This is a genomic window from Spirillospora sp. NPDC048824, assembly GCF_043198455.1.
Classification (GTDB): Bacteria; Actinomycetota; Actinomycetes; order Streptosporangiales; family Streptosporangiaceae; genus Spirillospora.
In genome coordinates this window covers 12,716-36,853 of record NZ_JBICUS010000001.1, presented here as the reverse complement: position 1 = coordinate 36,853, position 24,138 = coordinate 12,716, and the positions used below count along the sequence as shown (strand labels likewise).

Sequence of the window (24,138 nt, the reverse complement as noted above, 5' to 3'; positions counted from 1 at the left end):
CGTGCTTCTCCTTCGTCGTCGCTCTGTCACCCACCTTGCGTACGCGCGGCGGCGCACGGGAGAGGAGCGTTCATCGTGGGAGAGCCGCTCCCTGGATGGGCTCGTCCGCCGCGAGGCACCATGGAGCCATGCGCCGTGACGAACTCGCCGATTTCCTGCGCCGCCGCCGCGAGGCGATCCGCCCGGCCGAGGTGGGGCTCGCCGAAGGACCCCGCCGCCGCACCGCCGGCCTGCGCCGGGAGGAGGTGGCGATGCTCGCCGGCATGTCGGTGGACTACGTCGTACGCCTTGAGCAGGGCCGCAGCAGTCAGCCCTCGACCCAGCTGCTCGGCGCGCTGGCCCGGGCGCTGCGCCTGTCCGACGACGAACGCGCCCACCTGTTCCACCTGGCCGGCCACCGGCCCCCGCCCGCCGACGGGGCGGCCCGCCTGGCCCGCGCCGGCCTGGTGCGCATGCTCGACCTGCTCGGCGGCACCCCGGCCATGGTGGTGTCCGACCTGGGAGAGGTCCTCGCCCAGAACCGGGCGTCCGTCCTGCTGTCGGGCGATCACACGGGCTTCTCCGGCGACCGGCGCTACGTCGTGTACCGCTGGTTCACCGAGCCCGCCGCACGCGCCGCACAGCCGCCCGAGGAGCAGGAGCATCAGGGCCGTCAGCTCGTCGCCGACCTGCGCGCGACCGCCGGACGCCGGACCGGCGACCCCGTGGTCGCCGGGCTCGTCGAGCGGCTGCGGGCCGCGAGCGCCGACTTCCGGCGGCTCTGGGCCGAGCACGAGGTGGCGGTCCGGCGCGCCGACCGCAAGACCGTGCGGCACTCCCGCGTGGGCCTGCTGACGATGGATTGCGAAACCCTCGTCACCCCGGACCAGGGTCAGCAGCTGGTGGTGCTCACCCCGGCGGACGACGAGGCCCGCGAACGGCTGGAGCTGCTGCGGGTGCTCGGCATCGAGGAGTTCCCCGCGGGGGCGACGGGCACGCCCGCACGGTGAACCGGCCGTACGCGCGGCCGTACCGGTGCGGCCGTCACCGCGGCGGCGGCTGCCAGGGACGGGACGAGAACGCGCGCCGGTAAGCGGTCGGGGGGACGCCGACGGTGCGGGTGAAGTGGTGGCGCAGGTTGGCCGGGCTGCCGAGACCGCAGCATTGGGCCACCTGTTCCACGGGCAGGGACGTGGTCTCCAGCAGCTCGCGGGCGTAGTCGATGCGCATGCCGCGCACCCAGGCCATGGGCGTCGTCCCGGTGACGGAGTGGAAGCGCCGGATGAGGGTGCGGGTGGTGACGTTGGCCTGGCGGGCCAGGATGGTGACGGTCAGTGGTTCGTGCAGGCGTTCGCGAACCCAGTCGAGGAGGGGGCCCAGCTCTTCCGCGTTCTGGACGGCCGCGCCCGCGTCTATGTACTGGGCTTGGCCGCCCGGACGGTGTGCGGGCATGACGAGGCGTTTGGCGAGGGCTCCGGCGACGGCGGCGCCGTGGTCGGTGCGGACGATGTGGAGGCACAGGTCGAGCCCGGCGGCGGCGCACACGCGGAAGTCGTACCAGGACGTGGTGAGCCCGGGCCGGTGGTAGCCGAACACCTCGCACGGGATGGCCAGCTCGAAGATCGGCACGCCTTCGGTGACGGCCACGGCCACGGCCAGGGTGTGCATGTCATTAATTTAGCGGTAATGGTCGTTTCTGCCACTTGGAGCGGTTCCGCCGGGGCACAAGGGTGAAGGCATGGACGATTTCCCTGTCGGACGTGCTTCCTTCGATCCGCCGCAGCAGGTGGCGGAACGGCTGTGGCGGCACGTCGCCGGCGTGCTCCGGGACGAGCGCGAGCTGATCGCCGGGCGGGACGTGAGCGCGCCGGTGGACGTCCGGCGCCTCCGGGCCGCCGTCGGCGCGTACGACTTCGACCGCCCGGCCGATCCCGAGGCGGTGATCGACGAGGTCGCCGAGCTGCTGCGGGCCGCGACCGTCCACACGACGCATCCCCGCTACTTCGGCCTGTTCAACCCCACGCCGGCCCTGATGGGAGTCGTCGGCGACGCCCTGGCCGCCGCGTTCAACCCGCAGCTCGCCGCGTGGTCGCACGCGCCCGCGGCGGCGGAGATCGAAGCCCATCTGCTGCGGTTCCTCGGCGGACGGCTGGGCTACCCGCCCGAGACGGTGGCGGGGTCGTTCACCAGCGGCGGCGCGGAGGCGAACATGACCGCCGTGCTGCTGGCCCTCACGAGAACCTGGCCGCGGTACGGCGCCGAGGGGTTGCGGGCGCTGAACGGGCGTCCCGTCATGTACGCGTCCGCGGAGAGCCACCTCGCCTGGTTGAAGATCGCGCACGCCACCGGCATCGGACGGGACGCCGTGCGCCTCGTCCCCACCGGGCCCGGCCTGGGACTGGACGTGCGCCGCCTGGCCCGCCGGGTGGCGGCCGACCGGGCGAACGGCGACCTGCCGTTCCTCGTCGTCGCGACGGCCGGGACCACCGCCGCCGGGGTCATCGACCCGCTGCACGAGCTGGCCGACCTCTGCGGCGACCTCGGCATGCGGCTCCACGCGGACGCCGCCTACGGGGGTGCGGCGGCGCTCTCCGACCGGCTGCGGCCCGCGCTGGCCGGCATCGAGCGCGCCGACTCGATCACCCTGGACGCGCACAAGTGGCTGAGCGTCCCGATGGGCGCGGGCGCCCTCCTGTCCACCGACGCCGAGGGGCTCGCGGAGACCTTCCGGGTCACCACGTCCTACATGCCGGCCGATGTCCCCGACACCGTCGACCCGTACACGTCCGGGCAGCAGTGTCCCGTCCGGCTGGACGGACGCGCCGCCCTCCGCGCCTGCGTCATCAGCCACCGCACCACGTCCGCTGACGTGGACGAACTCGTCCGGGCGGTGAACGACGCCCGGAAGGCCGCGGCGTGAGACGCGCACGCCCGGCCCGCCGGATGTGCGCAGGTCGAGAATGAATTGCTCTGCCGGGTAACTGAACAGCGTTTCTTTGGGGAAAGCAGAGCAACATGAAGACGATCGAGCCCGAGCCAGGCGGGCGGGACGACGGGCCCGGCTTCCCCATTTCCCCCGAGAAGGGGAATCGCACCCGCACCGACTGGATCGTCTACGGCGTCACAGCGGTGCTGTCGCTGGCCTTCGTGCTCTGGGGCGCGGCCTGGACCGACAGCCTCAGTTCGACGGCGCAGTCGACGCTGAACTGGCTCCTCGCGAACGTGGGCTGGCTGTTCGTCCTCGCCGCGACCGGGTTCGTGATCTTCTCGCTGTGGCTGGCGTTCAGCCGGTACGGCAAGATCCCCCTCGGCCGGGAGGACGAGGAACCGGAGTTCCGCACCGTCTCCTGGGTCGCGATGATGTTCAGCGCGGGCATGGGGATCGGGCTGATGTTCTTCGGCGCGGCCGAACCGCTGATGCACTACGTCGAGCCGCCCCCGGGAACCGACCCGGCGCAGAGCGAGCCGGCGATCGAGACGGCCATGGCCACCACCATGTTCCACTGGACCCTGCATCCGTGGTCGATCTACGCGGTGCTGGGCCTGGCGATCGGGTACGGGCATTACCGGCGGGGCCGCAGCCAGCTGATCAGCGCGGCCTTCACGCCGCTGCTCGGGCGCCGCCACGCCAGCGGCCCGGTCAGCAAGCTCATCGACATCCTCGCCCTGTTCGCCACCCTGTTCGGCTCCGCCGCCTCCCTCGGCATCGGCGCCCTGCAGATCCGCACCGGGATGCAGGAGGCCGGCTGGATCGAGACCCTCGGCACCACCGTCCTCATCCTGATCATCATCGTCCTGACGATCTGCTTCGTCGTGTCGGCCGTGTCCGGCATCGCCCGCGGCATCCAGTACCTGTCCAACATCAACATGGTCCTGGCCGCCGTTCTGGCGATCTTCGTGTTCGTGGTCGGCCCGACGGTGTTCATCCTCGAACTGCTGCCCACCTCGATCGGCGTGTACATCCAGGACTTCGGCGAGATGGCCTCCCGCTCGGGCGCCACGGGCGGCGAGGCGATGGACACGTATCTCGGCAACTGGACGATCTTCTACTGGGCGTGGTGGATCTCCTGGACGCCGTTCGTCGGCATGTTCCTGGCCCGGATCAGCCGCGGCCGCACCATCCGCCAGTTCGTGGCCGGCGTGATCCTCGTGCCGAGCGTGGTCAGCCTCATCTGGTTCGCCATCTTCGGCGGGGCGGCCATCAGCGAGCAGCGCGGCGGCAGCAACCCGTACGGGAACGGCTCAGAGGAGCAGATCACGTTCAACGTGCTCGGCCAGCTGCCGTGGGAGGCGATCACCGCGATCATCGTGATGATCCTCGTCGCGATCTTCTTCGTGTCCGGCGCGGACGCGGCCTCGGTCGTCATGGGCACCCTGTCGCAGCGCGGCTCGACCACCCCGTCCCGCTGGATCGTCATCTTCTGGGGCGCCATGACCGGAGGCGTCGCCGCGGTCATGCTCGCGATCGGCGGCGACAAGGCCTTGAACGGCATCCAGAACGTCACTTTCATCGGCGCGCTGCCGTTCGCGCTCGTGCTGATCCTGCTCTGCGTCTCCCTGACCAAGGACGTCCGGAGCGACCCGATGATGCAGCGTCAGAACAAGGGCGCCGAAGTCCTCGAGGACGCCGTCATGACGGGCACCCGGGAGCACCGCGGCGAGTTCGAGCTGGTGATCGAACCCTCCTCCAACGACGAACCCGCCACCGGCAAACCCCCCACCCACCCCTGACCCCGGTCAGACCCGCCGCTGAACGAGCTCGTCCAGCTGCCGCACCAACGCGGCCAGAAGCCCGAGCAGCCGTTCGTCGGACGCCACGACCTCCGCGTCGAGACCGGACCGCACAGACCCGGAGGCAGGCGGCATCCACACCCACCCCCGGTCGTGGGTCTCCTTGACCTTGACGGGAACGCACATGAACGAAGACGGCTCGATCACCCCGACGCTGTGCACGACGACCTCTTCGAAAAGGCGATGGGAGACGATGAGCGCGAAGTCGCCCGAGACTTCGGCGAGCTTGTACTTCAGTGGCGCGGCGTCGAGCAGCCGGAAGAGGTGGTTGAGCGCCACACCGGTGGCACCGTGGTCGTCGAACTGGATGTACCCGGCGTTGACGGCGACCCGGAGCCGGATCTGCGCCTCCCGGTTGGCCAGCCTGTTGTGGCGCCGGACGCCGCCGAGCAACTGGATTGCCAGCGGTCCCAGGAGGTCGTCGATCCCGGCCTCGGGCCCCGCGATGACGAACAGGCCGTCCCCGCGGTCCTCGGAGTAGCAGGCGTCCCAGCTCAGCCCGACCGCCTGGCAGGACTCCCGCACGATCCGGTGGATCGACGAGCGGAGGTGCCGCTGGACGGCCGGATCGTGGCGCGACCCGAAGGACGCGATGTCGACGGCGAACATGCCGCAATGCAGTGTCCGCGAAATGTGAGCCACCTGCCTAGCTACGGGGCGGCCCCTCCGCCCCAGGTGGACGCGTGAGCGCTACCCCACGATGGAGATCTGCCCCGTGGCCATGGGTCGTTCGGGGACCTCTCCGATGTCGTAGGACGGCCGGTTGCGATCCGCCGCATACGTGGTGACCGTCAGGCGGATCGGCGTGGAGTCGTTGGTGTAGGCGATGCGGTAGACGACGACGACGGGGATCCCCGGCCCGATCCGGAAGAACGTCCTCTCCTCCGGCGTCGGCATCCGGGCGACGATCTCGTCGCGGTATCCGGTCTGCACGTACCCCAGCTCCGCGAGCGCCCGGATCGTCCCCCGGGGGATCTTCTTCCTGCTCTCAAGCTCGGTACCGCGCACGAGGTCCATCGAGTAGTACGAGCTCTGCAGCGAGTACGGGATGTCGTCGATGAACCGCCTGGAGCCACGCACGACGACCTGGGTGTCCTCGTCGATCTCCAGCCATCCGGCGACCTCCCGGCCGGGATACTCGATCCTCATCTCGAAGTCGCGAATGCTCGGTTTGCGCCCCGCCGCCCGGACGCCGGAGCTGTAGGAGTCCAGCGGCGAGTCCGTCCCGTCCCCGCCCTCCTCCCGGGAAAGGATCACGAAGAACGGGATCGGCCCCTTCGGGACGAACATTCCACGGCCCGGCTGGATTTGGATCAATCCCTCGTGGACGAGATTGGTCACGGCGATCCTGATCGTGTTTCTGGAAGCGCCGAAAAGGCGCTCCAGTTCGGGCTCGGTGGGCAGTCGATCACCGGGTGCCAGGTCCCCCGACCTGATCCTCTCGCGGAGTTTGTCGGCGATCTCCATATGCAGCGCGACGCCCATGGGAATGCCTTCCAGCCGAGTCGATCCCATTGTCACCGCCAACGCCCGCGATGACGCTTCCCGCCGAGGACATAGGTACCTCACCTACGGGTCGACCCTTCCCTCGTCCGCGATGCTCGTGGTGCGGATGGGCCTTGAGTGGCCAGTGGGCACCAGAGAAACCGACAAGGCAGGATCTAACGCCCACTCGGTGAGGAAAGTCCCCGCGACCGCCGGGCCGGTACCGGCATTCGCGAGACAGGGGCGCCGGCAACTGGTTAGCTCTCCCTCATTCACGTGCAAGGGTTCCGCGATCCCCGGCGCTCTTTCTTCAACTTCCCGTGGTCATCTTGCATGATCTGCTGACCGGCGCCCGAATGGGTAGGGACCGAGCACGGCGGGCGCCTCTTTGAGGGGAACGGATGACCTTTGCCAACCAGGCCGACATCCAGCACGAGGCGATCGCAGAACTGGGCGATCAGGAGCTGCTCATCAGCGGCGGCAGGCTCGCCCACTTCTCGTCCGCCTCACTGGACGAGCCGCGTCGCGGGCTGACCGAAGCCGTCATCGTCGTGCACGGTGCGCTGCGGAACGCCGGCGACTACTTCCGGTCGATCAAACCGTCCAGGCACCGGCTGGTCGTCGCGCCGCAGTTCCTCACCGAGGACGACGTGCGCGGCCGCGGGGAGCGGGCCGGCTACCTGCACTGGGGCACCGAGGATTGGAAGGGCGGCCTCGGCGAGATCAGCTCGTTCACGGTCATGGACGAACTCCTGGACAGGCTGGGTCAATTCCAAGATCTTCACAGGGTGACCATCGTCGGCAACTCGGCGGGCGGCCAGTTCGTCAACCGTTACGCGGCCGTGGGGCGCGGGCCCGACGATCTCCAGGTCTCCGTCCGGTTCGTCGTCGCCAATCCGTCGACCTATCTGTATTTCGACAAGAGCCGCCCGAAGGACGAATCCTTCATTCCTCACGACGATCTCGAAGTCGATCAGTGGCGGTACGGATTCGGCGGCGGCGTCCCCGACTATGTCGGCGAGGAGAAGTCGGGCCAGGCCCATTTCGATCGTTACATCGAGAGGGACGTCGTCTATCTGCTCGGTGCGGAGGACGCCGATCCCGGCGCGGTCCTCCTGGAGGTCCACCCCGCCGCCGAAGCGCAGGGGCGCACGAGAAGAGAGCGTGGCGAGAACTACCACAGATACCTGAGCGACAAAGCGCGGCGCCCCGTTCACAAGCTGGTGCACGTTCCCGGGGTGGGGCATGATGCCGCGGCGATGTTCGCCTCACCGCAGGGCAGGAAGCACCTCTTCGAACGGCGTCGCCGTGCGACCTGACCCCGGTCAGACGATGGGGCGGTTCTTCTTGAGGCGGCGGCGGAAGTCGTGGAGGTAGTAGTTGAAGGGGAATTCGCGGGCCGCGCGGGGCAGGACGCCGTTGGTGCGCGCCAGGACGCGGGTGAGGCGGTCGAAGCGGCGCTGGTCGCGGGGCGTCCAGGTGTAGCCGAGTTCGTCGCGGAACCGCTGGGGCAGGAAGCCCAGGGTCAGGAAGCGGTTCGTCCGGGCGAACGGCAGGCGCAGCGGGGCGGGCACGAAGCGGAGTTCGGTCAGGTCGCGCAGGTAGCCCCGGGTGAGGTCGTCCATCTCGATCTTGCTGAGGCCGTCCTGCCAGTACGCCTCGAAGGCGGCCCGGTCCGCCGGCCACATCTCCTGCTTGACCTGGAGGGTGGTGCCGAGGCGGGCGCCGGCCCGGTACAGTTCCGCGACCTCCTCGGGGGACGGTTCGCCGTAGAGGGTGCGGTGGATGATCTCGACGCCCTGGTAGAGGCAGGCGGCGACCCAGAGCTGCAGTTCGGGGTCGAAGGCGTTGTACGGGACGGGTTCCTTCGCGAAGACCTGCCGGTGGGCGCGGTTGACCTCCAGTCGCATCGCCTTACGCTCGTCTTCGGTGCCGAGCAGCGCGACGGCGAGGTAGGTGAGGGTCGTGCGGGTCCGCTTGACCGGGTGCTTGTCGACGCGGCCGCTGTCGACCTTGCTGTTGGCCACGCCGTGCCCGACGGGGAGGCGGGCGAGCTGCATGACGACGTTCGCGGCGGCGGCGGCGAGCGCGAGGCCGCTCATGGACTCCTGGAGGACGTCCGCGGACGTGTCCTCTGCGGTCGCGGTCATACCGGCCTCACTCCCTGATACATAGAGGCGATTTTCGTCTCACTGTGCCACCGTAAGTGAGTACTTGCAAGGGCGCCCGGAAGTGGGCGCCCTCACACGGGTCAGATGTAGGGGTCCTCCTTGGCCAGGACGCGGGCCGCGAACGTCTTCAGCGCCTCCAGTGCCTGGAGGTAGGGCATCGGGCCGTAGGAGACGCGGGCGACGCCCGTGGCGGCCAGGTCGGTGAGGGACGAGCCGGGGAAGTTGTTCGCGTTGACGGGCCCCGGCAGCCCCTTGACCAGGGACGGGACGGCGTCCATGGGCGCCATGATCGGGTAGACGCAGTCGGCGCCGGCCTCCAGGTACAGGCGGCCGCGGGCGATCGCGGCGTCGAGCGGATCCGGGGCCTGTGCGATGAACGTGTCGACCCGGGCGTTGATCACCAGGGCGTCGCCGGCGGCGTCCCGGACGGCGGCGAGGTACCCGGCCTGCGTCTCGGGCTCGGCGAGTTCCCCGGCGTAGGTGTCCTCCAGGTTGCAGCCGGCCGCACCGATGGCCAGGAGGCGTTCGACCAGCTCGGCGGGCTGCAGCCCATAGCCGGCCTCGGCGTCCACGGTCACGGGGACGGCGGCGGCGCGGACGATGCGTCCGGCGGCGGCGAACATCTCCTCGGCCGGCGCGCCCTCGTGGTCGGGATAGCCGAGCATGGCGGAGACGGCGGCGCTCGCGGTGGCGAGGGCCGGGAATCCCGCCTCCTCGACGGTGGTGGCGCTCGCGGCGTCCCAGACGTTCGGCAGAAGGAGCGGGTCCCCGGGACGGTGCAGTTCGCGGAGACGCCTGGCGTGTTCGGTCATCTGGACTTCCTTCCCCTTTTCGACACTGGACCGGCCGGACTACCGGAGTGTGACACCCGGGCCCGATGTTGCGCGGCGCACGGCGGCCTGGGTTAGCGTCGAGGTGATCAACGCCCCGCGATGAGGGAGTCCGCATGCTGCCGTGGTCCGCCGAGTTCGCCGGACGCCTGGAAGAGCACGTCGTCGGCAGTGAGCTGCTGCGCGGCAACCCGCTGAAGGATCCGCACGAGCGTCCCGTCCTGGTGTACGTACCGCCGGGCTACGACGACGAGCCGAGGCGCCGCTACCCCAGCGTGTACGTCATCACCGGATTCACCGGGCATGTCGGGATCTGGCGTAACCGGATGCCCTACCGGCAGCCGTTCCCCGAGACGGCCGACGCGGTGTTCGCGTCCGGGGAGGCGCCGCCCGCGGTCGTGGTGTTCGTGGACGCGTGGACGGCGCACGGCGGCAGCCAGTACGTCGACTCGCCCGGCACGGGCCGCTACCACTCCTACATCTGCGACGAGGTCGTCCCGTGGGTGGACGGGCACTACCGGACACTGGACGCGCCGGAGCACCGGGCGGTCAGCGGCAAGTCCAGCGGCGGCTACGGCGCGATGATCACGCCGATGCTGCGCCCCGACCTGTTCGGCGCGCTCGCGACGCACGCGGGCGACGCCCTGTTCGAGTACTGCTACCTGACCGAGTTCCCCAAATGCGTCCGGCATCTGCGCAAGTACGACGGCGATATCTGGCGGTGGTGGGCCGACTTCAACGGGCGCACGTCGTTCACCAAGCCCGAGGACATGGAACTGCTCAACATCCTCGGCATGGCCCTGTGCTATTCCGCGCGCGACGACGGCACGCCCGAGCTGCCGTTCGACCCGGTGAACGGCGTGATCCGCCAGGACGTCTGGGAGCGCTGGCTCGCCTGGGACCCGGTGCGGATGGTTCCGGGCCACGCCGAGGCGATGCGTTCGCAGCGGGCGATCTGGATCGACGGCGGGACGCGCGACGAGTGGTATCTGGACGTGGGCGCGCAGGCGTTCCACCGGGCCCTGCTGGACGCGGGCGTCGCCGAGGACGTGATCCACTTCGAGCTGTTCGACGCCGGGCACGGCGGCATCGACTACCGCTACCCGCTCGCCCTCTCCTGGCTCTGCCACAAGATCGCTCCCTGACGCGGCGGCGCGGGGCCGGGGCGGCCGCCGAACGCTCACCCGGCATCGAACGTTCCCCGGCGGACGGGCCGGGCCGGCTCGACCGGCCCGGCCCGTCCGCGCTGCGTAAACCCTGTTTTCCGAACTTCCATTAACAGCTCCGCGGGAATTGAAAATCCAGTCTTAAATGGATTCATTGACACTTTTCACACCAGGGAGTGCACTTCGGGGCAGCTCATCCGGATGAGTCCCCCCATCCCAACCCCGCCGGACGGGCGGCGGGCCCGCGGAACGCTCCCACAAGGACGTCCACGTGCCCCGCCCTGCCCGGCACGTGGAAGGAGCACCCCCCGTGAGACACCAGACCGCGTTCGGGGCGGCGGTACTGTCCGCCGGCCTCGCCGTGGCGATGTCCGTTCCCGCCACAGGTGCGACGATCCGCACCGCCCCAGCGGCCCCGGCGAAGCCGGACCCCCGCACCGTCGCCGCCGCCTCGGCGGACCGCCTGGTCGCGGCGAAGCCCGCAGAGTTCAAGAAGGCCCCCGAAGAGAAGATCGTCCGGCGCGGCGTCACGTCCGGCCTCAACGGCCTCCAGCACGTCTCCTACGATCGCACCTACGACGGCCTGCCCGTGTACGGCGGCGACTTCGTCGTCACCACCAACGCGAGCGGCGGAGTGCTGAGCACGTCCGTCGGGCAGACCCGGAAGCTCGACGTCTCGACCACGGCGGAGGTCTCGGCGGCGCAGGCCGCGAAGACCTCCCGCGCCCGCGTGTCCAAGGTCGAGAGCGCGTCCACGCCCGTCCTGAAGGTCATGGCCGAAGGCTCGGGACGCCTCGTCTACGAGACCGTCGTCAGCGGCGTCCAGAAGAAGGCTCCGACGAAGCTGCACGTGTTCGTCGACGCCAAGACCGGCAAGGTCGTCCGGACCTGGGACGAGGTCATGGACGCGGCCGACGACGTGAGCTACTACCACGGCACCGTCGACATCAGCACCGCGGCGACGTCGATGAGCGACCCGCAGCGTTCCGGCGTCCGGTGCGGCGGCCAGAACGGATCCACCTACACCGGCAGCGACAGCGCCTGGGGCAACGGAAGCGGCACCAGCCTGGAGACCGCCTGCGTCGACGCCATGCATGCACTCCAGAAGGAGTGGGACATGCTGGACGAGTGGCTCGGCCGCAACGGCATCGACGGCAGCGGCGGCGGCTTCCCCATGCGCGTCGGCCTGAACCAGGCCAACGCGTACTGGAACGGCAGCTACACCAACTACGGCCGCAACTCGTCCGGTACCCGGCAGGCCACGGGCGCCGACGTCGTCGCGCACGAGAACGGCCACGCCGTCTTCAGCACCACCCCCGGCGGCGCCGGCGGCGGCAACGGCAACGAGAAGGGCGGCATGAACGAGTCGGCCGGCGACATCTTCGGCGCGCTGACCGAGTTCTACATGAACGAGCCGTCCAACCTGGACCCGCCGGACTACCTGGTGGGCGAGGAGGTCGACCTGGTCGGCTCGGGCCCGATCCGCAACATGTACAACCCGGGCGCGCTCGGCGACCCGAACTGCTACTCGTCCTCGATCCCGAGCACCGAGGTGCACGCGGCCGCGGGCCCGCAGAACCACTGGTTCTACCTGCTCGCCGAGGGCTCCAACCCCAGCGACGGGCCGAGCAGCCCCACATGCAACGGCTCGACCGTCACCGGCATCGGCGTCCAGAAGGCCGGCCAGATCTTCATGGGCGGCCTGAACCGCAAGGTGTCGAACTGGAGCCACGCCAGGGCGCGCGTCGAGACGGTCAACGCGGCACTGCAGCTGTTCCCCGGGTCCGCCACCGAGTGCAACGCGGTGAAGGCGGCCTGGAGCGCGGTCAACGTCCCGGCGCAGAGCGGCGAGGCGGGCTGCGGCACCCAGCAGAACGACTTCTCCATCTCGCTGAGCCCCGGCACCGGCCGGACCCAGGCGGGCGGGACGGCGACCGCGACGGTCGGCACGCAGACCACGGGCGGCAGCGCCCAGCAGGTCTCGCTGTCGGCGACGAGCAGCCCGTCCGGCCCGACCGCGACGTTCTCGCCGAGCACCGTGACGACGGGCCAGTCGTCCACGATGACGGTGAACGTCCCGTCCGGAACCGCTGACGGCACGTACCGGCTGACCGTCCTCGCCGAGGGCGCCTCCGTCGAGCGGACCGCCACGTTCACGCTGACCGTCGGCGACGGCCAGCAGGGCACGGTCTTCTCGGACGACTTCGAGTCCGGCCAGGGCTGGACGACCGACCCTGACGGCACCGACACCGCGTCCGCGGGGGCCTGGGAGCGCGGCACCCCGCAGCCGACCAGCTGGTCGGGGACGAACCTGCAGATCGGCGCGGCCGGCGGCAGCGCCGACCTGGTCACCGGCGCGGCGGCCGGGACGGGCGCGGGCAGCTACGACCTCGACGGCGGCGTCACCAGCGTCCGGTCGCCGGCGATCAGCCTGCCCAGCGGCACCCTGTCGCTGAGCTTCTCCTGGTACCTCGCCCACCTGGACAACAGCTCGACGGCCGACTACCTGCGGGTCCGCGTCGTCGGGCCGAACGGGTCGAGCACCGTGCTGAACCAGGCCGGCGCCGCCGCGAACAACGGCGGGGCGTGGCGGACGGCGACGTACGACCTGTCCGCCTACGCCGGCCAGAGCGTCCGCATCGTGGTCGACGCGGCCGACGCCGGCACCGCCAGCCTCGTCGAGGCCGGCATCGACAACATCCTGATCACCAGTTCCTGACCGCCCCCCGTCCGCGGCCCGTGACGGGGCCCGCTCCCCCGTCACGGGCCGCTCTCCCACTGGAGGAACACATGAGATCGCGCAAGATCGCGACCTTGGGCACGGCGGCCCTGCTGGTGGCCGCCCTCCTGCCCGGCGCCACCGCGTCGGCGGCGCCCTCCGCGGCCGTGGCCGCCCCCGACATCCCGCTCGCGAACGTCAAGGCCCACCTGTCGCAGCTCCAGAACATCGCTGACAGCAACGGCGGAAACCGCGCCCACGGCCGTCCCGGCTACCGCGCCTCCCTCGACTACGTGAAGGGCAGGCTGGACGCGGCCGGATACCAGACCAGCATCCAGTCGTTCAGCTACAGCGGCGCCACCGGCTACAACCTGATCGCCGACTGGCCGGGCGGCGACACCAACGACACCCTGATGGTCGGCGGGCACCTCGACGGCGTCACCGCGGGGCCCGGGATCAACGACAACGGCTCCGGTTCCGCCGCGATCCTGGAGACGGCGCTCGCCGTCGCCCGGGAGGACTACCAGCCCGACCGGCACCTGCGGTTCGCCTGGTGGGGCGCCGAGGAACTCGGCCTCGTCGGGTCGACGTACTACGTCAACAACCTGTCGTCCGGCGAACGGTCGGACATCGGCGGCTACCTCAACTTCGACATGATCGGCTCCCCCAACCCCGGCTACTTCGCCTACGACGGCGACGGGTCCAGCGGAAGCGGCGGCCCCGCCGGCTCCGCCGAGATCGAACAGGTGCTGCGGAGCCACTTCGCCACCATCAACGTGCCCGTCCAGGACACCGCGTTCGACGGACGCTCCGACTACGGCCCGTTCATCCGGGTCGGCATCCCCGCCGGCGGGCTGTTCACCGGCGCCGAAGGACGCAAGACGTCCGCGCAGGCGCAGATGTGGGGCGGCCAGGCCGGCGTCGCGTTCGACCGCTGCTACCACGCGTACTGCGACACCACGTCCAACATCAACGACACCGCGCTGGACCGCAACTCCGACGCCATCGCCCACGCCGTCTGGACGCTGGGCGGCGACGGCGGGACGCAGGAGCCGCCCGGTGACACCGTCTACTCCGACGACCTCGAATCCGGCACCTCCTGGACGGCCGACCCGGGCGGCACCGACTCGGCCACCGCGGGCACGTGGGAGCGCGGTACCCCGCAGCCGACGAGCTGGTCGGGCACCAGCCTCCAGCTGTCCGCGGCCGGCGGCAGCGGCGCGCTGACGACGGGCGCCGCGGCCGGGTCCGGCGCCGGGTCCTACGACCTGGACGGCGGCACCAGCAGCATCCGGTCGGCGGAGATCCCGCTGCCGGCCGGGACGCGGACCCTGTCGTTCGCCTGGTACCTCGCCCACCTGGACAACAGTTCCTCGTCCGACTTCCTGCGGGTGTCGGTCGTGGGGCCGAACGGGTCGACGACCGTCCTGAACCAGGCGGGCGCGGCGACGAACCGGTCGGGCAACTGGCAGACGCACAGCGCCGACGTCTCCGCCTACGCCGGGCAGACCGTCCGCATCCTCGTGGAGGCCGCCGACGCGGGCACCGGAAGCCTCGTGGAGGCCGGGCTGGACAACATAACGATCACCAAGTAGGGGGGCGTCCGCGCTGCTCAGGAGCCGGTTTCAGAGTTTTCCACGGCCCTGTTCAGCGGCATTGAAAATCCAGTGGCGGCTTGATCCGTTGACCCGGCCGGTCGTCACGGTGCATTTTTGGACAGCCCCCCGCCCCCCAGGGCTGACCGCAGGCGGTCGCACGGGACGAATCTCGGCCCGGATCGTGCACACCGCCGCACCACCGGGGACCCCGCCCCCCGCCCGGCCCCCCGGCGCTCGCAGCGCCGGGGGGCCGTGAACGTCCGGCCGTGAAACGTCCGGGGCCCGAGGCACAATGGGGGCATGTGCCGCAGCATCAAGACGCTCCGTCCGCCGTACTCCGCCGACGTGACCGACGAGGACGTCCGGGCGGCAGCGCTCCAGTACGTCCGCAAGATCTCGGGGTTCCGCGCCCCCGCGTCCCACAACGCGGAGGCGTTCGACCGGGCCGTCGAAGAGATCGCCCGCAGCACCGCCGCCCTCCTGGACTCCCTGGAGGTCCGGGGCAGCCGCGCGAGCTAGACGTACCCGGCCGCTATTCGGCGGCGACCAGTTCGGCGATCTGGACGGTGTTGAGGGCCGCGCCCTTGCGGAGGTTGTCGCCCGCGCAGAACAGGGCGAGGCCGTTGTCGACGGTCTCGTCGCGGCGGATGCGGCCCACGTACGTCGGGTCCTGGCCGGCGGCCTGCAGCGGCGTCGGGACGTCCGACAGGACGACGCCGGGGGCGCCCGCCAGCAGCTCACCGGCCCGCTCCGGGCTGATCGGACGGTCGAACCGGGCGTTGACCTGCAGGGAGTGCCCGGTGAAGACGGGTACGCGGACGCAGGTGCCCGACACCTTCAGCTCCGGGATCTCCAGGATCTTGCGGCTCTCGTTGCGGAGCTTCTGCTCCTCGTCGGTCTCCGCCAGGCCGTCCTCGACGATCGACCCGGCCATCGGCAGGACGTTGAACGCGATCGGCCGCACGTACACGCCCGGCTCCGGGAACTCCACGGCGGAGCCGGAGTTGGTGAGCCGGTCGGCGTTCTGGACGACCTTGGACGCCTGGTCGTGCAGCTCGGCGACGCCCGCGAGGCCGCTGCCGGACACGGCCTGGTACGTCGACACGACGAGCGCGGACAGCCCCGCCTCGTCGTGCAGGGGCCGCAGCACCGGCATCGCGGCCATCGTGGTGCAGTTCGGGTTGGCGATGATCCCCTTGGGGCGGTTCGCCACGGCGTGCGGGTTGACCTCGGCGACCACGAGCGGGACGTCGGGGTCCAGCCGCCAGCCCGAAGAGTTGTCGATCACGACGGCGCCGGCGGCGGCGACCTTCGGCGCGAGCGCCTTCGAGGTGGTCTTGCCCGCGGAGAACAGCACGACGTCCAGGCCGGAGTAGTCGGCGGCCGCCGCGTCCTCGACGGTGACCTCGGCGCCGTTCCACGGCAGCTTGCGTCCCGCCGACCGGGCCGAGGCGAACAGCCGCAGCTCGTCGACGGGGAATCCGCGTTCGGCCAGGATTTCGAGCATCTTGGCCCCGACCTGTCCGGTGGCCCCGACGATGCCGACTCTCATGCCGCTCCCTCTGGTAGATCCGACCTGGGCGGGTGAGTCTGCCCAGGTCCGTGGCAGGACGTCCAGTCAATAACCCTACGTGGAGGGTTCAAGCCCTCCTTAACGGAACGCGTCCAGGCCGGTGACGGCCTTCCCGAGCGTGAGCAGATGCACTTCCTGCGTCCCCTCGTAGGTGAGGACGCTCTCCAGGTTGTTCATGTGCCTGATCACCGGGTATTCGAGCGTGATCCCGTTGGCGCCGAGGACGGTGCGGGCCTGCCTGGCGACGTCCAGCGCGGCGCGGACGTTCGCGAGCTTGCCGAACGAGACCTGCTGCGGCGTGACGGTCCCCTCGTCCTTGCGGCGCCCGATGTGCAGGGCGACGAGGCCGGCCTGCCCGAGCGCGACCTCCATCCAGGCGAGTTTCTCCTGCGTGAGCTGGAACGACCCGATGGGTTTGCCGAACTGCTCACGGGTCTTGGCGTACTCGACGGCCGTCTCGTAGCAGGACCGTCCGGCGCCGATCGCGCCCCACAGAATGCCGTAGCGCGCCTCGGACAGGCAGCCGAGCGGCCCCTTCAAACCCCGCACCCCTGGGAGCATCGCGTCCGCGGGGACCCTCACGTCGTCCAGGACCAGCTCGGACGTGACCGACGCGCGCAGCGACATCTTCTGGTGGATGTCGCCCGTCGTGAACCCGGGCGTGCCCTTCGGGACGAGGAATCCGCGGATGCCGTCGTCGGCCTGCGCCCACACGACCGCGATGTCGGCGGCGGACCCGTTGGTGATCCACATCTTGGCGCCGTTCAGGATCCAGTCGGAGCCGTCCCGGCGGGCGCGGGTCAGCATGGTGCCGGGGTCGGAGCCGCGGTCGGGCTCGGTCAGGCCGAAGCAGCCGACCGCCTCCCCCGCCGCCATCCTCGGCAGCCACTCGCCCTTCTGCTCCTCCGACCCGTACTTGTGGATCGCCGCCATCGCCAGGGACCCCTGGACGGAGACGAAGCTGCGCAGCCCCGAGTCGGCGGCCTCCAGTTCGCGGCACGCCACCCCGTACGCGACTGCGCTCATCCCGGCGCAGCCGTGGCCCTTCAGGTGCATGCCGAGCAGCCCGAGCCTGCCCAGCTCGGGGGCCAGCTCCCGGACGGGGAACGTGCCGTCCTCGAACCAGCCGGCCACCCGGGGCGCGACCCGTTCCGCCACGAAGGCGCGCACGGTGTCGCGGACCATCCGTTCCTCGTCGGTGAGCTGGTCGTCGACGCGCAGCACGTCCATGTCGGCCTCCTCCTGCGGGGCGGTTCCGCCCATGAGGGTACGTCGGGGACGGCACTGGGACCGGGCAGGGGTTCACTCAGGGATCGATCAGGGCGAATCCGGATGTAAGAGTCGCCCGCCGATGGGCATGATCGAGGCATGGACATGGAGAAGAACACCACCGGAACCCCGGAAAGCACCGACAAGAAGCTGCGACGCACGCGCGACGGCCGGATCCTCGCCGGCGTCTGCTCGGGCGCCGCGCAGTACCTCGGCGTCGACGCCAACATCATCAGGCTCGGACTCGCCGTCTTCACCCTGTTCGGCGGCGCCGGGATCGCGCTGTACGCCATCGCCTGGGTGATCATCCCCGAGGAGGGCGCGCCGAAGTCGCTCGCCGAGGACTGGTTCAAGAAGGCGAGCGACTCCCCGACCATCCAGGACGCCGTCCAGAAGTCCAAGGACGCGGTCAACAAGAACAAGAACCGCACGAACGCCTAGGACGCGGCCCGAGCGGTGGAGGCCGGGCGCCCTCGATCGCGGGCGCCTAGGAGGCGGACGCCGAGCGGCTGACGCCGCCGTGCAGGTCGTCGCCGCCCGCGTGGGACGCGGCGACGACGACGGGCTCGGCGCGCTCCCGGACGCCGCCGATGACACCGCCGCGGAGCCGGTTCCACACGAGCGTGAGCATCGCCGCGGCCGACAGGCCGACCACGCCCGCGAGCGCCACCACCGTCTCCGGCCCGAGGACCTGCGCCATGGCGCCGCCGACGAGGATGCCTGCGCCCTGCCCGGCGAGGATGCCGGACTGGGCGAGACCGAACGCCTGCCCGCGTCCCGCCGCCGGCACCGCGGTCACGAACGCCGCGTTGGCGGCGAGCTGGTAGGCGCTGCCGACGCCCGACAGCGCCCACAGCACGACGACGCCCCACAGCGGCGGGTGCAGGCCCGCCCCGATCAGCGGCAGGCACGCGAGCATCGACATCCACCCCATCGCGCGCAGCCGGTTCGTGGGGCGGACGAACCGGCTGAACAGCAGCGCGCCCACGACCATCCCCGTCGGCATCGCCGACAGCAGCAGGCCCACCGTGACCGCGCCGCCGCCGAACGTCGCCGCATACGGCGCGGCGAGCCCCTCCGGGATCACGTAGAACGCGCACAGCCACGCGAACAGCACCAGCGACCTCAGCACCGGGTCGCCGAACACGAGCCGCGCACCGTCCCGCGTGCCGCGCCACAGGCCGAGCGAGTCGCCCCCGCGCCGCCGCTTGGGCGCCGCCCTCCGCCGCAGCCCGCCGATCAGGATGACGGCCGAGGCGCCGAACGTCAGCGCGTCCAGGGCGAGCGCCTCATGCGTCCCGACGACGGCGACGACCGCGCCGCCCGCCAGGAACCCGAGCATCTGCGTGCCCTGGTGGGTGATGTTGTTGATCGCCGTCCCCGCCACGAACCGGTCGCCCTCCAGCACGTCCGGGAGGGTCGCGGCGCGGGCCGCGGAGAACGGGGTGCCGAACAGGACCGTCAAGAACACCAGGACCGACAGCGCGGCGACCGGCATCGGCACCAGCGCCATGAACGTCACGAGCCCCGCCCGCACCACATCGCAGACGACCATGACGGTGCGGCGGGGGAACAGGTCGGCCAGCCCGGAGAGCACAGGCCCGCCCACGATCGGCGGAATGTACGTCAGCGCGTACACCAGCGCGGTCAGCAGCGCCGACCTGGTGTGGTCGTACACGAGGACGGCCAGGGCGACCTGTGCCAGCTGGTCTCCGATGAACGACAGCGCCTGCGCCAGCCACAGGGCACGGAACTCACCGACCGCGAACACCTCGCGGTAGGTCGCCTGCTGCTCCGGGGGACGACGATGCCGCCCGGTCTGCCTTCCCGCCACGCACGCTCCAGTTCAGCCCGCCCGGTGTTGGGCGACCCTTCCATTAACTCACGCTGCGTGGCAGTTGTGTGACCTACAGTGCGCAATTCACCGGCTCAGTATCCGAGTTCGTGTAGCCTCCGGTCATCGATCCCGAAATGGTGAGCGATCTCATGCACCACGGTGATCCGAACCTCTTCCACCACGTCGTCCGGGGTGTCACAAATTTCGAGAATCTCATTGCGGTAGATCGAAATGTGATCGGGAAGGACGGCGCCGTACCAGTCGCCGCGCTCAGTGAGGGGTACGCCTTGGTACAGGCCGAGAAGTCCGCGTTCAGGCGCATCGTCCTCGACGACGATGACGACGTTGCGCATGCGGGCGGTCAACTCGGGTGGAATCGTGTCGAGGGCCTCGCCCACCAGGTCCTCGAACGCGTCACGCGACAACTCGATCACACTGGCCATTCTGCTCGACAGAAGGGGAACACGTGCCCAAGGTTCGCGCCGCGCTGGCCGGCACCCTCGCGATCCTGCGTCTCAGCGTCTCCCGCTTCCTGAGAATCCCCCGCCACCTCCTCGACCGCTCCGCCCCCGCCAGAGCCCGCGCCGCGGCGGCCGGCGCCCGCGTCCGGGCATTCTGGTCCCCGGTCACCCGCCGCGTCCGCCCGGTCGTCACCGGCCGCGCGTCCCGGCTCCTCCTCGTCGTGGTCGTCGGCCTGGGCGCCGGTTACGTCGGCCTCCTCCTCGGCGGACGCACCGTGACCCCCGTCGGGCCCACCGACGTCCAGCTCAGCCTCCACCCGTCCCTGCACGGCGGGACGAACCTGGAACTGCCGCCGCTCGGCTCCCTCCAGCTCGACACCCACTGGGGCCCGGTGTCACTGGAGGCGAGCCTCAAGGACGTGCGCCCCGAGCAGGCCCAGAAGCTGATCGAGAACGACACCGAGATCGACCGCCTCGCCGACCGGATCGCCGACCAGATCCGCGACGGCGTCGTCGACCTCCTCGTCCGCGCCGCCCTCATCGCCCTCGCCACCGGCTTCATCGCCGGCCTGGCCCTCTTCCGGTCCTGGCGGCACGCCATCCTCGGCATGACGTCCACCGCGCTGGGCCTCGTCGCCGTCACCATCTTGACCTGGGCGACGTTCAACCCCCAGTCCATCGCCGAACCCCGCTACACCGGCCTGCTCGCCAACGCCCCCCAGATCGTCGGCGACGCCCGCAGCATCGTCCAGCGCTTCTCCGAGTACCGCGCCCAGCTCGCCCGCCTCGTCGGCAACGTCTCCGAGCTGTACGCGACCACCTCGACCCTCCCGACCTACGAGCCGGACCCGTCCACCATCCGCGTCCTGCACGTCTCCGACATCCACCTCAACCCCGCCGCCTGGAACGTGATCAAGTCCGTCACCACCCAGTTCAAGGTCGACATCATCGTCGACACCGGCGACCTCATGGACCACGGCAGCGAAGCCGAGGACAAGTTCGCCGACGAGATCTCCAACCTGAAGGTCCCCTACGTCTACGTCCGCGGCAACCACGACTCGGTGGGCACCGAGGAGGCCGTCGCCGACCAGGAGAACGCCGTCGTCCTGAACGGCAAGACCCAGGAGGTCGAGGGCCTGCGCATCTACGGCGTCGGCGACCCCCGCTTCACCCCCGACAAGAGCACCCGCGACGACTTCACCGGCGCCGACGCGATCCGCGCCGAGGGCCTCCGCCTCGCGAACGGGCTCCGCGCCGCCGGCACCACCCCCGACCTCGTCGTCACCCACGACCCCACCGAGGGCGAGGCCTTCACCGGCCTGACCCCCCTCATCCTCGGCGGCCACGCCCACGCCCGCTCCACCAAGCTCCTGCCCACAGGCACCCGCCTGTTCGTCCAGGGGTCCACCGGCGGCGCCGGCCTCCGCGGCCTCGAACACGAGGAGCCGACCCCCATCGAACTGTCCGTCCTGTACTTCAGCCGCGCCACCCACCGCCTCCAGGGCTGGGACGACCTGCGCCTCGGCGGCCTCGGCCTCACCTCCGCCCACATCGAACGCCACCTGGAACCCGCCCCCGACCGCCCCATCAGCCCGCAGCCGCCCGCCTCGTCCCCGCCCCCGTCCCCGTCCTCCCCGTTCCCGTCGGAGTTCCCGTCCGACTGGCCGTCCCGCAGCCCGACCCCCACCAGCAGCGAATCCCCCACCCGCTCCCCCGATCCCGAGTAACCGTTTGCACGCCGCCCCGTCCCGTCCTCTACACTTGGCCGAGTCGCGTGGCAGCCAACCTCGCCACATCCGGGCCCCCTTCGTCTAGCGGCCTAGGACGCCGCCCTTTCAAGGCGGTAGCGCCGGTTCGAATCCGGTAGGGGGTACGCCACAGATAGGTGCGGGTCGCCGTCGCTGGTGGCCGGTACGGGTGCGGTCGCGGAATCTAGCGCGGCCTGGACGGCTTGCTGCTGGATCGGGATCACCGGCCCAGCGATCGTCACCTGGCAGTGGACGCGGTTGGTCGTCCGGTTGCAGCGGAGCTCCAGGTTGAATGCCTTGAATAGGGCTTGCTGGAGGCTTTCCGGGATCGCTTCGAAGTTGATGGGCCCCTCGGGGAGCAGGTCCAGGAGTTCGGGCCGTGCCTCCGGAGGACGTGTGCGTTCCAGCTCGGCCAGCTCTGATCGTTTGGCAGTGAGTTCACCGTTGAGCTCTGCGGAACGTGCCCGGATGTCACGCATCAGGGCTTCCTCTGGGTCGTCGCTCAGTTCGAGATTGCGGACAAGACGAAGGCGACGCCTGTCGAGGTCCTCGATGGTGCGGCGGGTGGCCTCGAGACGCTCCTGATGCTCTCGCACGGCTCGTTCTTCCGCGGAGGACAGCACCGTGCCGACGTAGGCGCGGCGGTTGGGGCCGAAGATGTGGTTGGTGAAGAAGTCTCCGATTCCGGTGATGAGCTGGTCTTCCCGGATCCAGTAGCTCTTTGGATGCCCTGCGGGCACGTAGCCCCTGGCTGGCTCACAGACGTAGTAGACCGTGCCTCGCAGAAACTTGCCTCGTGCTCGTCGGCTGCACTCGTTGCAGACCACGTGTGAGCGCAGACGGTAAGAGCGCTTGGTGAACGGATGCGCGGTGTTGGTGTCGCTCGTACTCCTGGAACGCTCCCGCCTTTCGGACACCTGCTGGGCCGCGACGAAATCCTCCTTGGTGACGAGCGGCTCGTGGGTCGGAGCGGCCGACCAGACCCACGTCTGCGGTGGGTTGATCCGCCCACCGGCGGTCTTGGTAGCGCGTCGGTTCCACACCATGTAGCCCGTGTACTTCGGGTTCTTGATGATCTCTCTGACGGATGAGGCGGTCCAGCGCCCTACCGCGCGGGTGAGGCTGACCGGGGTGGGAGGTGGAAATCGGTCGAGGTCCAAGTTGAGGCGGCTAGCGAGTGCCTTGTAGCCCAGGCGTTCGCCGATCCGGAGCGCGAAGATGTGCGTGACCACCGGGCCGCAGACCGGATCTGGTGTGAGCTTGTGCTTCGAGGCTCCTTCGGCGCGCCGTGCGGCTACAGGGTGCGGAATCTTCAGGCCGACGTAGCCGTAGGGCGGTTTGCCGACGTTGAAGCCCTGCTCGGTATGGACCTCGAAGCCGCCCCACGACTTCTCCAGCAACTCCAGGACGTACCACTCCGCCACGCCCTGCTTCACCCGGCGGGTCAGCACTTGGGTGGCGCGTCTGCTGCCGTCCAGGGTGATCGGTTCGTCGGAGGCCAGGAGTGGAACGCCGACTTCTTCGAGTTGGTTCTCGATCTGCGTGCCGATGTAGGTGCGCCGTGCGATGCGCTCGATCGATTCGCAGATCACGGCGTCGAAGCGCCGATCGGGCAGCGACGCCTCGGCTAGGAGATCTTGGATGCCACCCTCACGGGGAACGGAGATGGCGAACCGTTCATGTCCGCGACCTCGTCCACGCGCAGCCAGGTCTTTGCGGCCGGATTCGATGTCGTAGAAGTGCACGACGATGGCAGCCTGGCTCGGCAGAGCCACCCGGCAACTGTTGAGCTGCCGGGGGATCGACAACGTCGGGTCTTGCTGATCCTCAGTGGAGGTCCGCCCGAGGAACGCGAGGCGGAGTGGCCCCGGCGGCCGGTGGCGTCCCCCTGGACCGGTCAGTCTCCCTCTGCTGCCGGCTCCTCTGCCGCTGCCGATACCTAGGGATTCGAGCGGGATCGGTGCTGGGTTCGCGCCCACCGAAGTACCTCCTTGATCGCACGTGCCTGCGCGTCCTGTAGCCGTTCGCCTGCTGCACCGTCGATGGTGACGACGGTCCAGACGAACTCCGGCGGGTCCCCGGCCGCGCCGGGGACGAGCTCATGCATCTCGTCCGGCGCGGCCGGGACCTGTCGTTCGTCCTTCCGAGTCACCGACTGCCCTTCAGCCAGGACGCGTCGGGGACTTCCTGGCGCTGCCGCGTCCTGCGCTTACGCCGGGGCGAACGGCGCACCTGACATGGACGCTCGCCTTGTCCACGCAGGTCAAGGCTGACCTTGGGACGGCCATATGTTGGTGGGACGGTGACGGGCGGAGCGATGTGCTGCGGACGGCCGGTGGGTGTCGTCAAATGCCAGGCATCCCCGCATCTGTACGCGCAAAGCGTGTATCCGGGGTGGCGATCCGGGCAGCGTGGCGGGCGTGCCGGCGGCTTGCGAAGCAGGCACGCCCGCATCGGCCGCATACGCCGCGTTGGAGCCAGGCCAGCATTTCCAGAACTCGGTCCTGGTTC

At 70.3% G+C, this 24,138-nt stretch carries 20 protein-coding genes, 1 tRNA gene and 1 pseudogene; 11 read left to right on the top strand and 11 right to left on the bottom strand.

Going from position 1 to position 24,138, the window contains the following annotated elements:
* Positions 1 to 128: 128 nt before the first annotated feature.
* Entirely contained in the window at positions 129 to 989 is an 861-nt protein-coding gene (locus ACGFIS_RS00170) for a helix-turn-helix transcriptional regulator (protein ID WP_392910127.1), read from the top strand.
* Positions 990 to 1,023: 34 nt separating this feature from the next.
* Here the strand turns inward: ACGFIS_RS00170 and ACGFIS_RS00165 are convergent, their stop codons facing one another.
* Positions 1,024 to 1,647: a helix-turn-helix domain-containing protein gene (locus ACGFIS_RS00165; protein ID WP_392910125.1), complete on the bottom strand. Its 624-nt coding sequence runs from the start codon at positions 1,645 to 1,647 to the stop codon at positions 1,024 to 1,026.
* A gap of 70 nt (positions 1,648 to 1,717) precedes the next feature.
* On the opposite strand from ACGFIS_RS00165, the gene ACGFIS_RS00160 reads away from it, so the two are divergent.
* Positions 1,718 to 2,899 (top strand): pyridoxal phosphate-dependent decarboxylase family protein, encoded by a 1,182-nt coding sequence (locus ACGFIS_RS00160; RefSeq protein ID WP_392910123.1) that lies wholly within the window; start codon positions 1,718 to 1,720, stop codon positions 2,897 to 2,899.
* Between the two features lie 95 nt (positions 2,900 to 2,994).
* A complete protein-coding gene (locus tag ACGFIS_RS00155; protein WP_392910121.1) occupies positions 2,995 to 4,710 on the top strand; it encodes a BCCT family transporter in 1,716 nt (571 codons plus the stop codon).
* A 6-nt stretch (positions 4,711 to 4,716) separates the two neighbouring features.
* Here the strand turns inward: ACGFIS_RS00155 and ACGFIS_RS00150 are convergent, their stop codons facing one another.
* Both ACGFIS_RS00150 and ACGFIS_RS00145 read right to left on the bottom strand, forming a co-directional pair.
* A complete protein-coding gene (locus ACGFIS_RS00150) occupies positions 4,717 to 5,379 on the bottom strand; it encodes a hypothetical protein (RefSeq protein WP_392910119.1) in 663 nt (220 codons plus the stop codon).
* Between the two features lie 81 nt (positions 5,380 to 5,460).
* Complete coding sequence (locus ACGFIS_RS00145; protein ID WP_392910117.1) at positions 5,461 to 6,255, bottom strand: GntR family transcriptional regulator; 795 nt, start codon at positions 6,253 to 6,255, stop codon at positions 5,461 to 5,463.
* Between the two features lie 401 nt (positions 6,256 to 6,656).
* On the opposite strand from ACGFIS_RS00145, the gene ACGFIS_RS00140 reads away from it, so the two are divergent.
* Positions 6,657 to 7,574, top strand: coding sequence for a hypothetical protein (locus ACGFIS_RS00140; protein ID WP_392910115.1), 918 nt, complete (start codon positions 6,657 to 6,659; stop codon positions 7,572 to 7,574).
* 6 nt (positions 7,575 to 7,580) lie between these two features.
* Here ACGFIS_RS00140 and ACGFIS_RS00135 read toward each other — a convergent pair whose 3' ends face one another.
* Both ACGFIS_RS00135 and ACGFIS_RS00130 read right to left on the bottom strand, forming a co-directional pair.
* Complete coding sequence (locus ACGFIS_RS00135) at positions 7,581 to 8,405, bottom strand: oxygenase MpaB family protein (protein ID WP_392910113.1); 825 nt, start codon at positions 8,403 to 8,405, stop codon at positions 7,581 to 7,583.
* Positions 8,406 to 8,506: 101 nt separating this feature from the next.
* Entirely contained in the window at positions 8,507 to 9,238 is a 732-nt protein-coding gene (locus ACGFIS_RS00130; RefSeq protein WP_392910111.1) for an isocitrate lyase/phosphoenolpyruvate mutase family protein, read from the bottom strand.
* A gap of 134 nt (positions 9,239 to 9,372) precedes the next feature.
* On the opposite strand from ACGFIS_RS00130, the gene ACGFIS_RS00125 reads away from it, so the two are divergent.
* The 4 genes from ACGFIS_RS00125 (at position 9,373) to ACGFIS_RS00110 (ending at position 15,258) form a co-directional block, all read left to right on the top strand.
* The gene (locus tag ACGFIS_RS00125) at positions 9,373 to 10,401 is read left to right on the top strand and encodes an alpha/beta hydrolase (protein ID WP_392910109.1); all 1,029 of its coding nucleotides are present in this window, start codon (positions 9,373 to 9,375) and stop codon (positions 10,399 to 10,401) included.
* Positions 10,402 to 10,732: 331 nt separating this feature from the next.
* Positions 10,733 to 13,141 carry a M4 family metallopeptidase gene (locus ACGFIS_RS00120; protein WP_392910107.1) on the top strand — a complete coding sequence of 803 codons (2,409 nt, stop codon included), beginning with the start codon at positions 10,733 to 10,735 and terminating at the stop codon, positions 13,139 to 13,141.
* Between the two features lie 71 nt (positions 13,142 to 13,212).
* Positions 13,213 to 14,736, top strand: a complete 1,524-nt coding sequence (locus ACGFIS_RS00115; RefSeq protein WP_392910105.1) for a M28 family peptidase — start codon at positions 13,213 to 13,215, stop codon at positions 14,734 to 14,736.
* 303 nt (positions 14,737 to 15,039) lie between these two features.
* On the top strand, positions 15,040 to 15,258 hold the full coding sequence (locus ACGFIS_RS00110) for a DUF2277 domain-containing protein (RefSeq protein WP_392910103.1): 219 nt from the start codon (positions 15,040 to 15,042) through the stop codon (positions 15,256 to 15,258).
* Between the two features lie 13 nt (positions 15,259 to 15,271).
* On the opposite strand, the gene ACGFIS_RS00105 is transcribed toward ACGFIS_RS00110, so the two are convergent.
* On the bottom strand, positions 15,272 to 16,291 hold the full coding sequence (locus tag ACGFIS_RS00105; protein WP_392910101.1) for an aspartate-semialdehyde dehydrogenase: 1,020 nt from the start codon (positions 16,289 to 16,291) through the stop codon (positions 15,272 to 15,274).
* Between the two features lie 99 nt (positions 16,292 to 16,390).
* A complete protein-coding gene (locus ACGFIS_RS00100; RefSeq protein WP_392910099.1) occupies positions 16,391 to 17,542 on the bottom strand; it encodes an acyl-CoA dehydrogenase family protein in 1,152 nt (383 codons plus the stop codon).
* A gap of 138 nt (positions 17,543 to 17,680) precedes the next feature.
* On the opposite strand from ACGFIS_RS00100, the gene ACGFIS_RS00095 reads away from it, so the two are divergent.
* Complete coding sequence (locus tag ACGFIS_RS00095; RefSeq protein ID WP_392910097.1) at positions 17,681 to 18,022, top strand: PspC domain-containing protein; 342 nt, start codon at positions 17,681 to 17,683, stop codon at positions 18,020 to 18,022.
* Positions 18,023 to 18,068: 46 nt separating this feature from the next.
* Here ACGFIS_RS00095 and ACGFIS_RS00090 read toward each other — a convergent pair whose 3' ends face one another.
* Both ACGFIS_RS00090 and ACGFIS_RS00085 read right to left on the bottom strand, forming a co-directional pair.
* Positions 18,069 to 19,415, bottom strand: a complete 1,347-nt coding sequence (locus ACGFIS_RS00090) for an MFS transporter (protein WP_392910095.1) — start codon at positions 19,413 to 19,415, stop codon at positions 18,069 to 18,071.
* A gap of 95 nt (positions 19,416 to 19,510) precedes the next feature.
* The gene (locus ACGFIS_RS00085; RefSeq protein WP_392910093.1) at positions 19,511 to 19,861 is read right to left on the bottom strand and encodes a metallopeptidase family protein; all 351 of its coding nucleotides are present in this window, start codon (positions 19,859 to 19,861) and stop codon (positions 19,511 to 19,513) included.
* Between the two features lie 23 nt (positions 19,862 to 19,884).
* Between ACGFIS_RS00085 and ACGFIS_RS00080 the strand changes: the two genes are divergently transcribed.
* On the top strand, positions 19,885 to 21,606 hold the full coding sequence (locus tag ACGFIS_RS00080) for a metallophosphoesterase (protein ID WP_392968693.1): 1,722 nt from the start codon (positions 19,885 to 19,887) through the stop codon (positions 21,604 to 21,606).
* A gap of 73 nt (positions 21,607 to 21,679) precedes the next feature.
* Positions 21,680 to 21,752: transfer RNA gene (locus ACGFIS_RS00075), tRNA-Glu, on the top strand.
* A gap of 792 nt (positions 21,753 to 22,544) precedes the next feature.
* Here the strand turns inward: ACGFIS_RS00075 and ACGFIS_RS00070 are convergent.
* Positions 22,545 to 23,606, bottom strand: a pseudogene (locus ACGFIS_RS00070) (recombinase family protein); the annotation flags it as partial.
* Positions 23,567 to 23,779: a hypothetical protein gene (locus tag ACGFIS_RS00065; protein WP_392968690.1), complete on the bottom strand. Its 213-nt coding sequence runs from the start codon at positions 23,777 to 23,779 to the stop codon at positions 23,567 to 23,569. The gene ACGFIS_RS00065 and the pseudogene ACGFIS_RS00070, both read right to left, overlap by 40 nt.
* Positions 23,780 to 24,138: the final 359 nt, after the last annotated feature.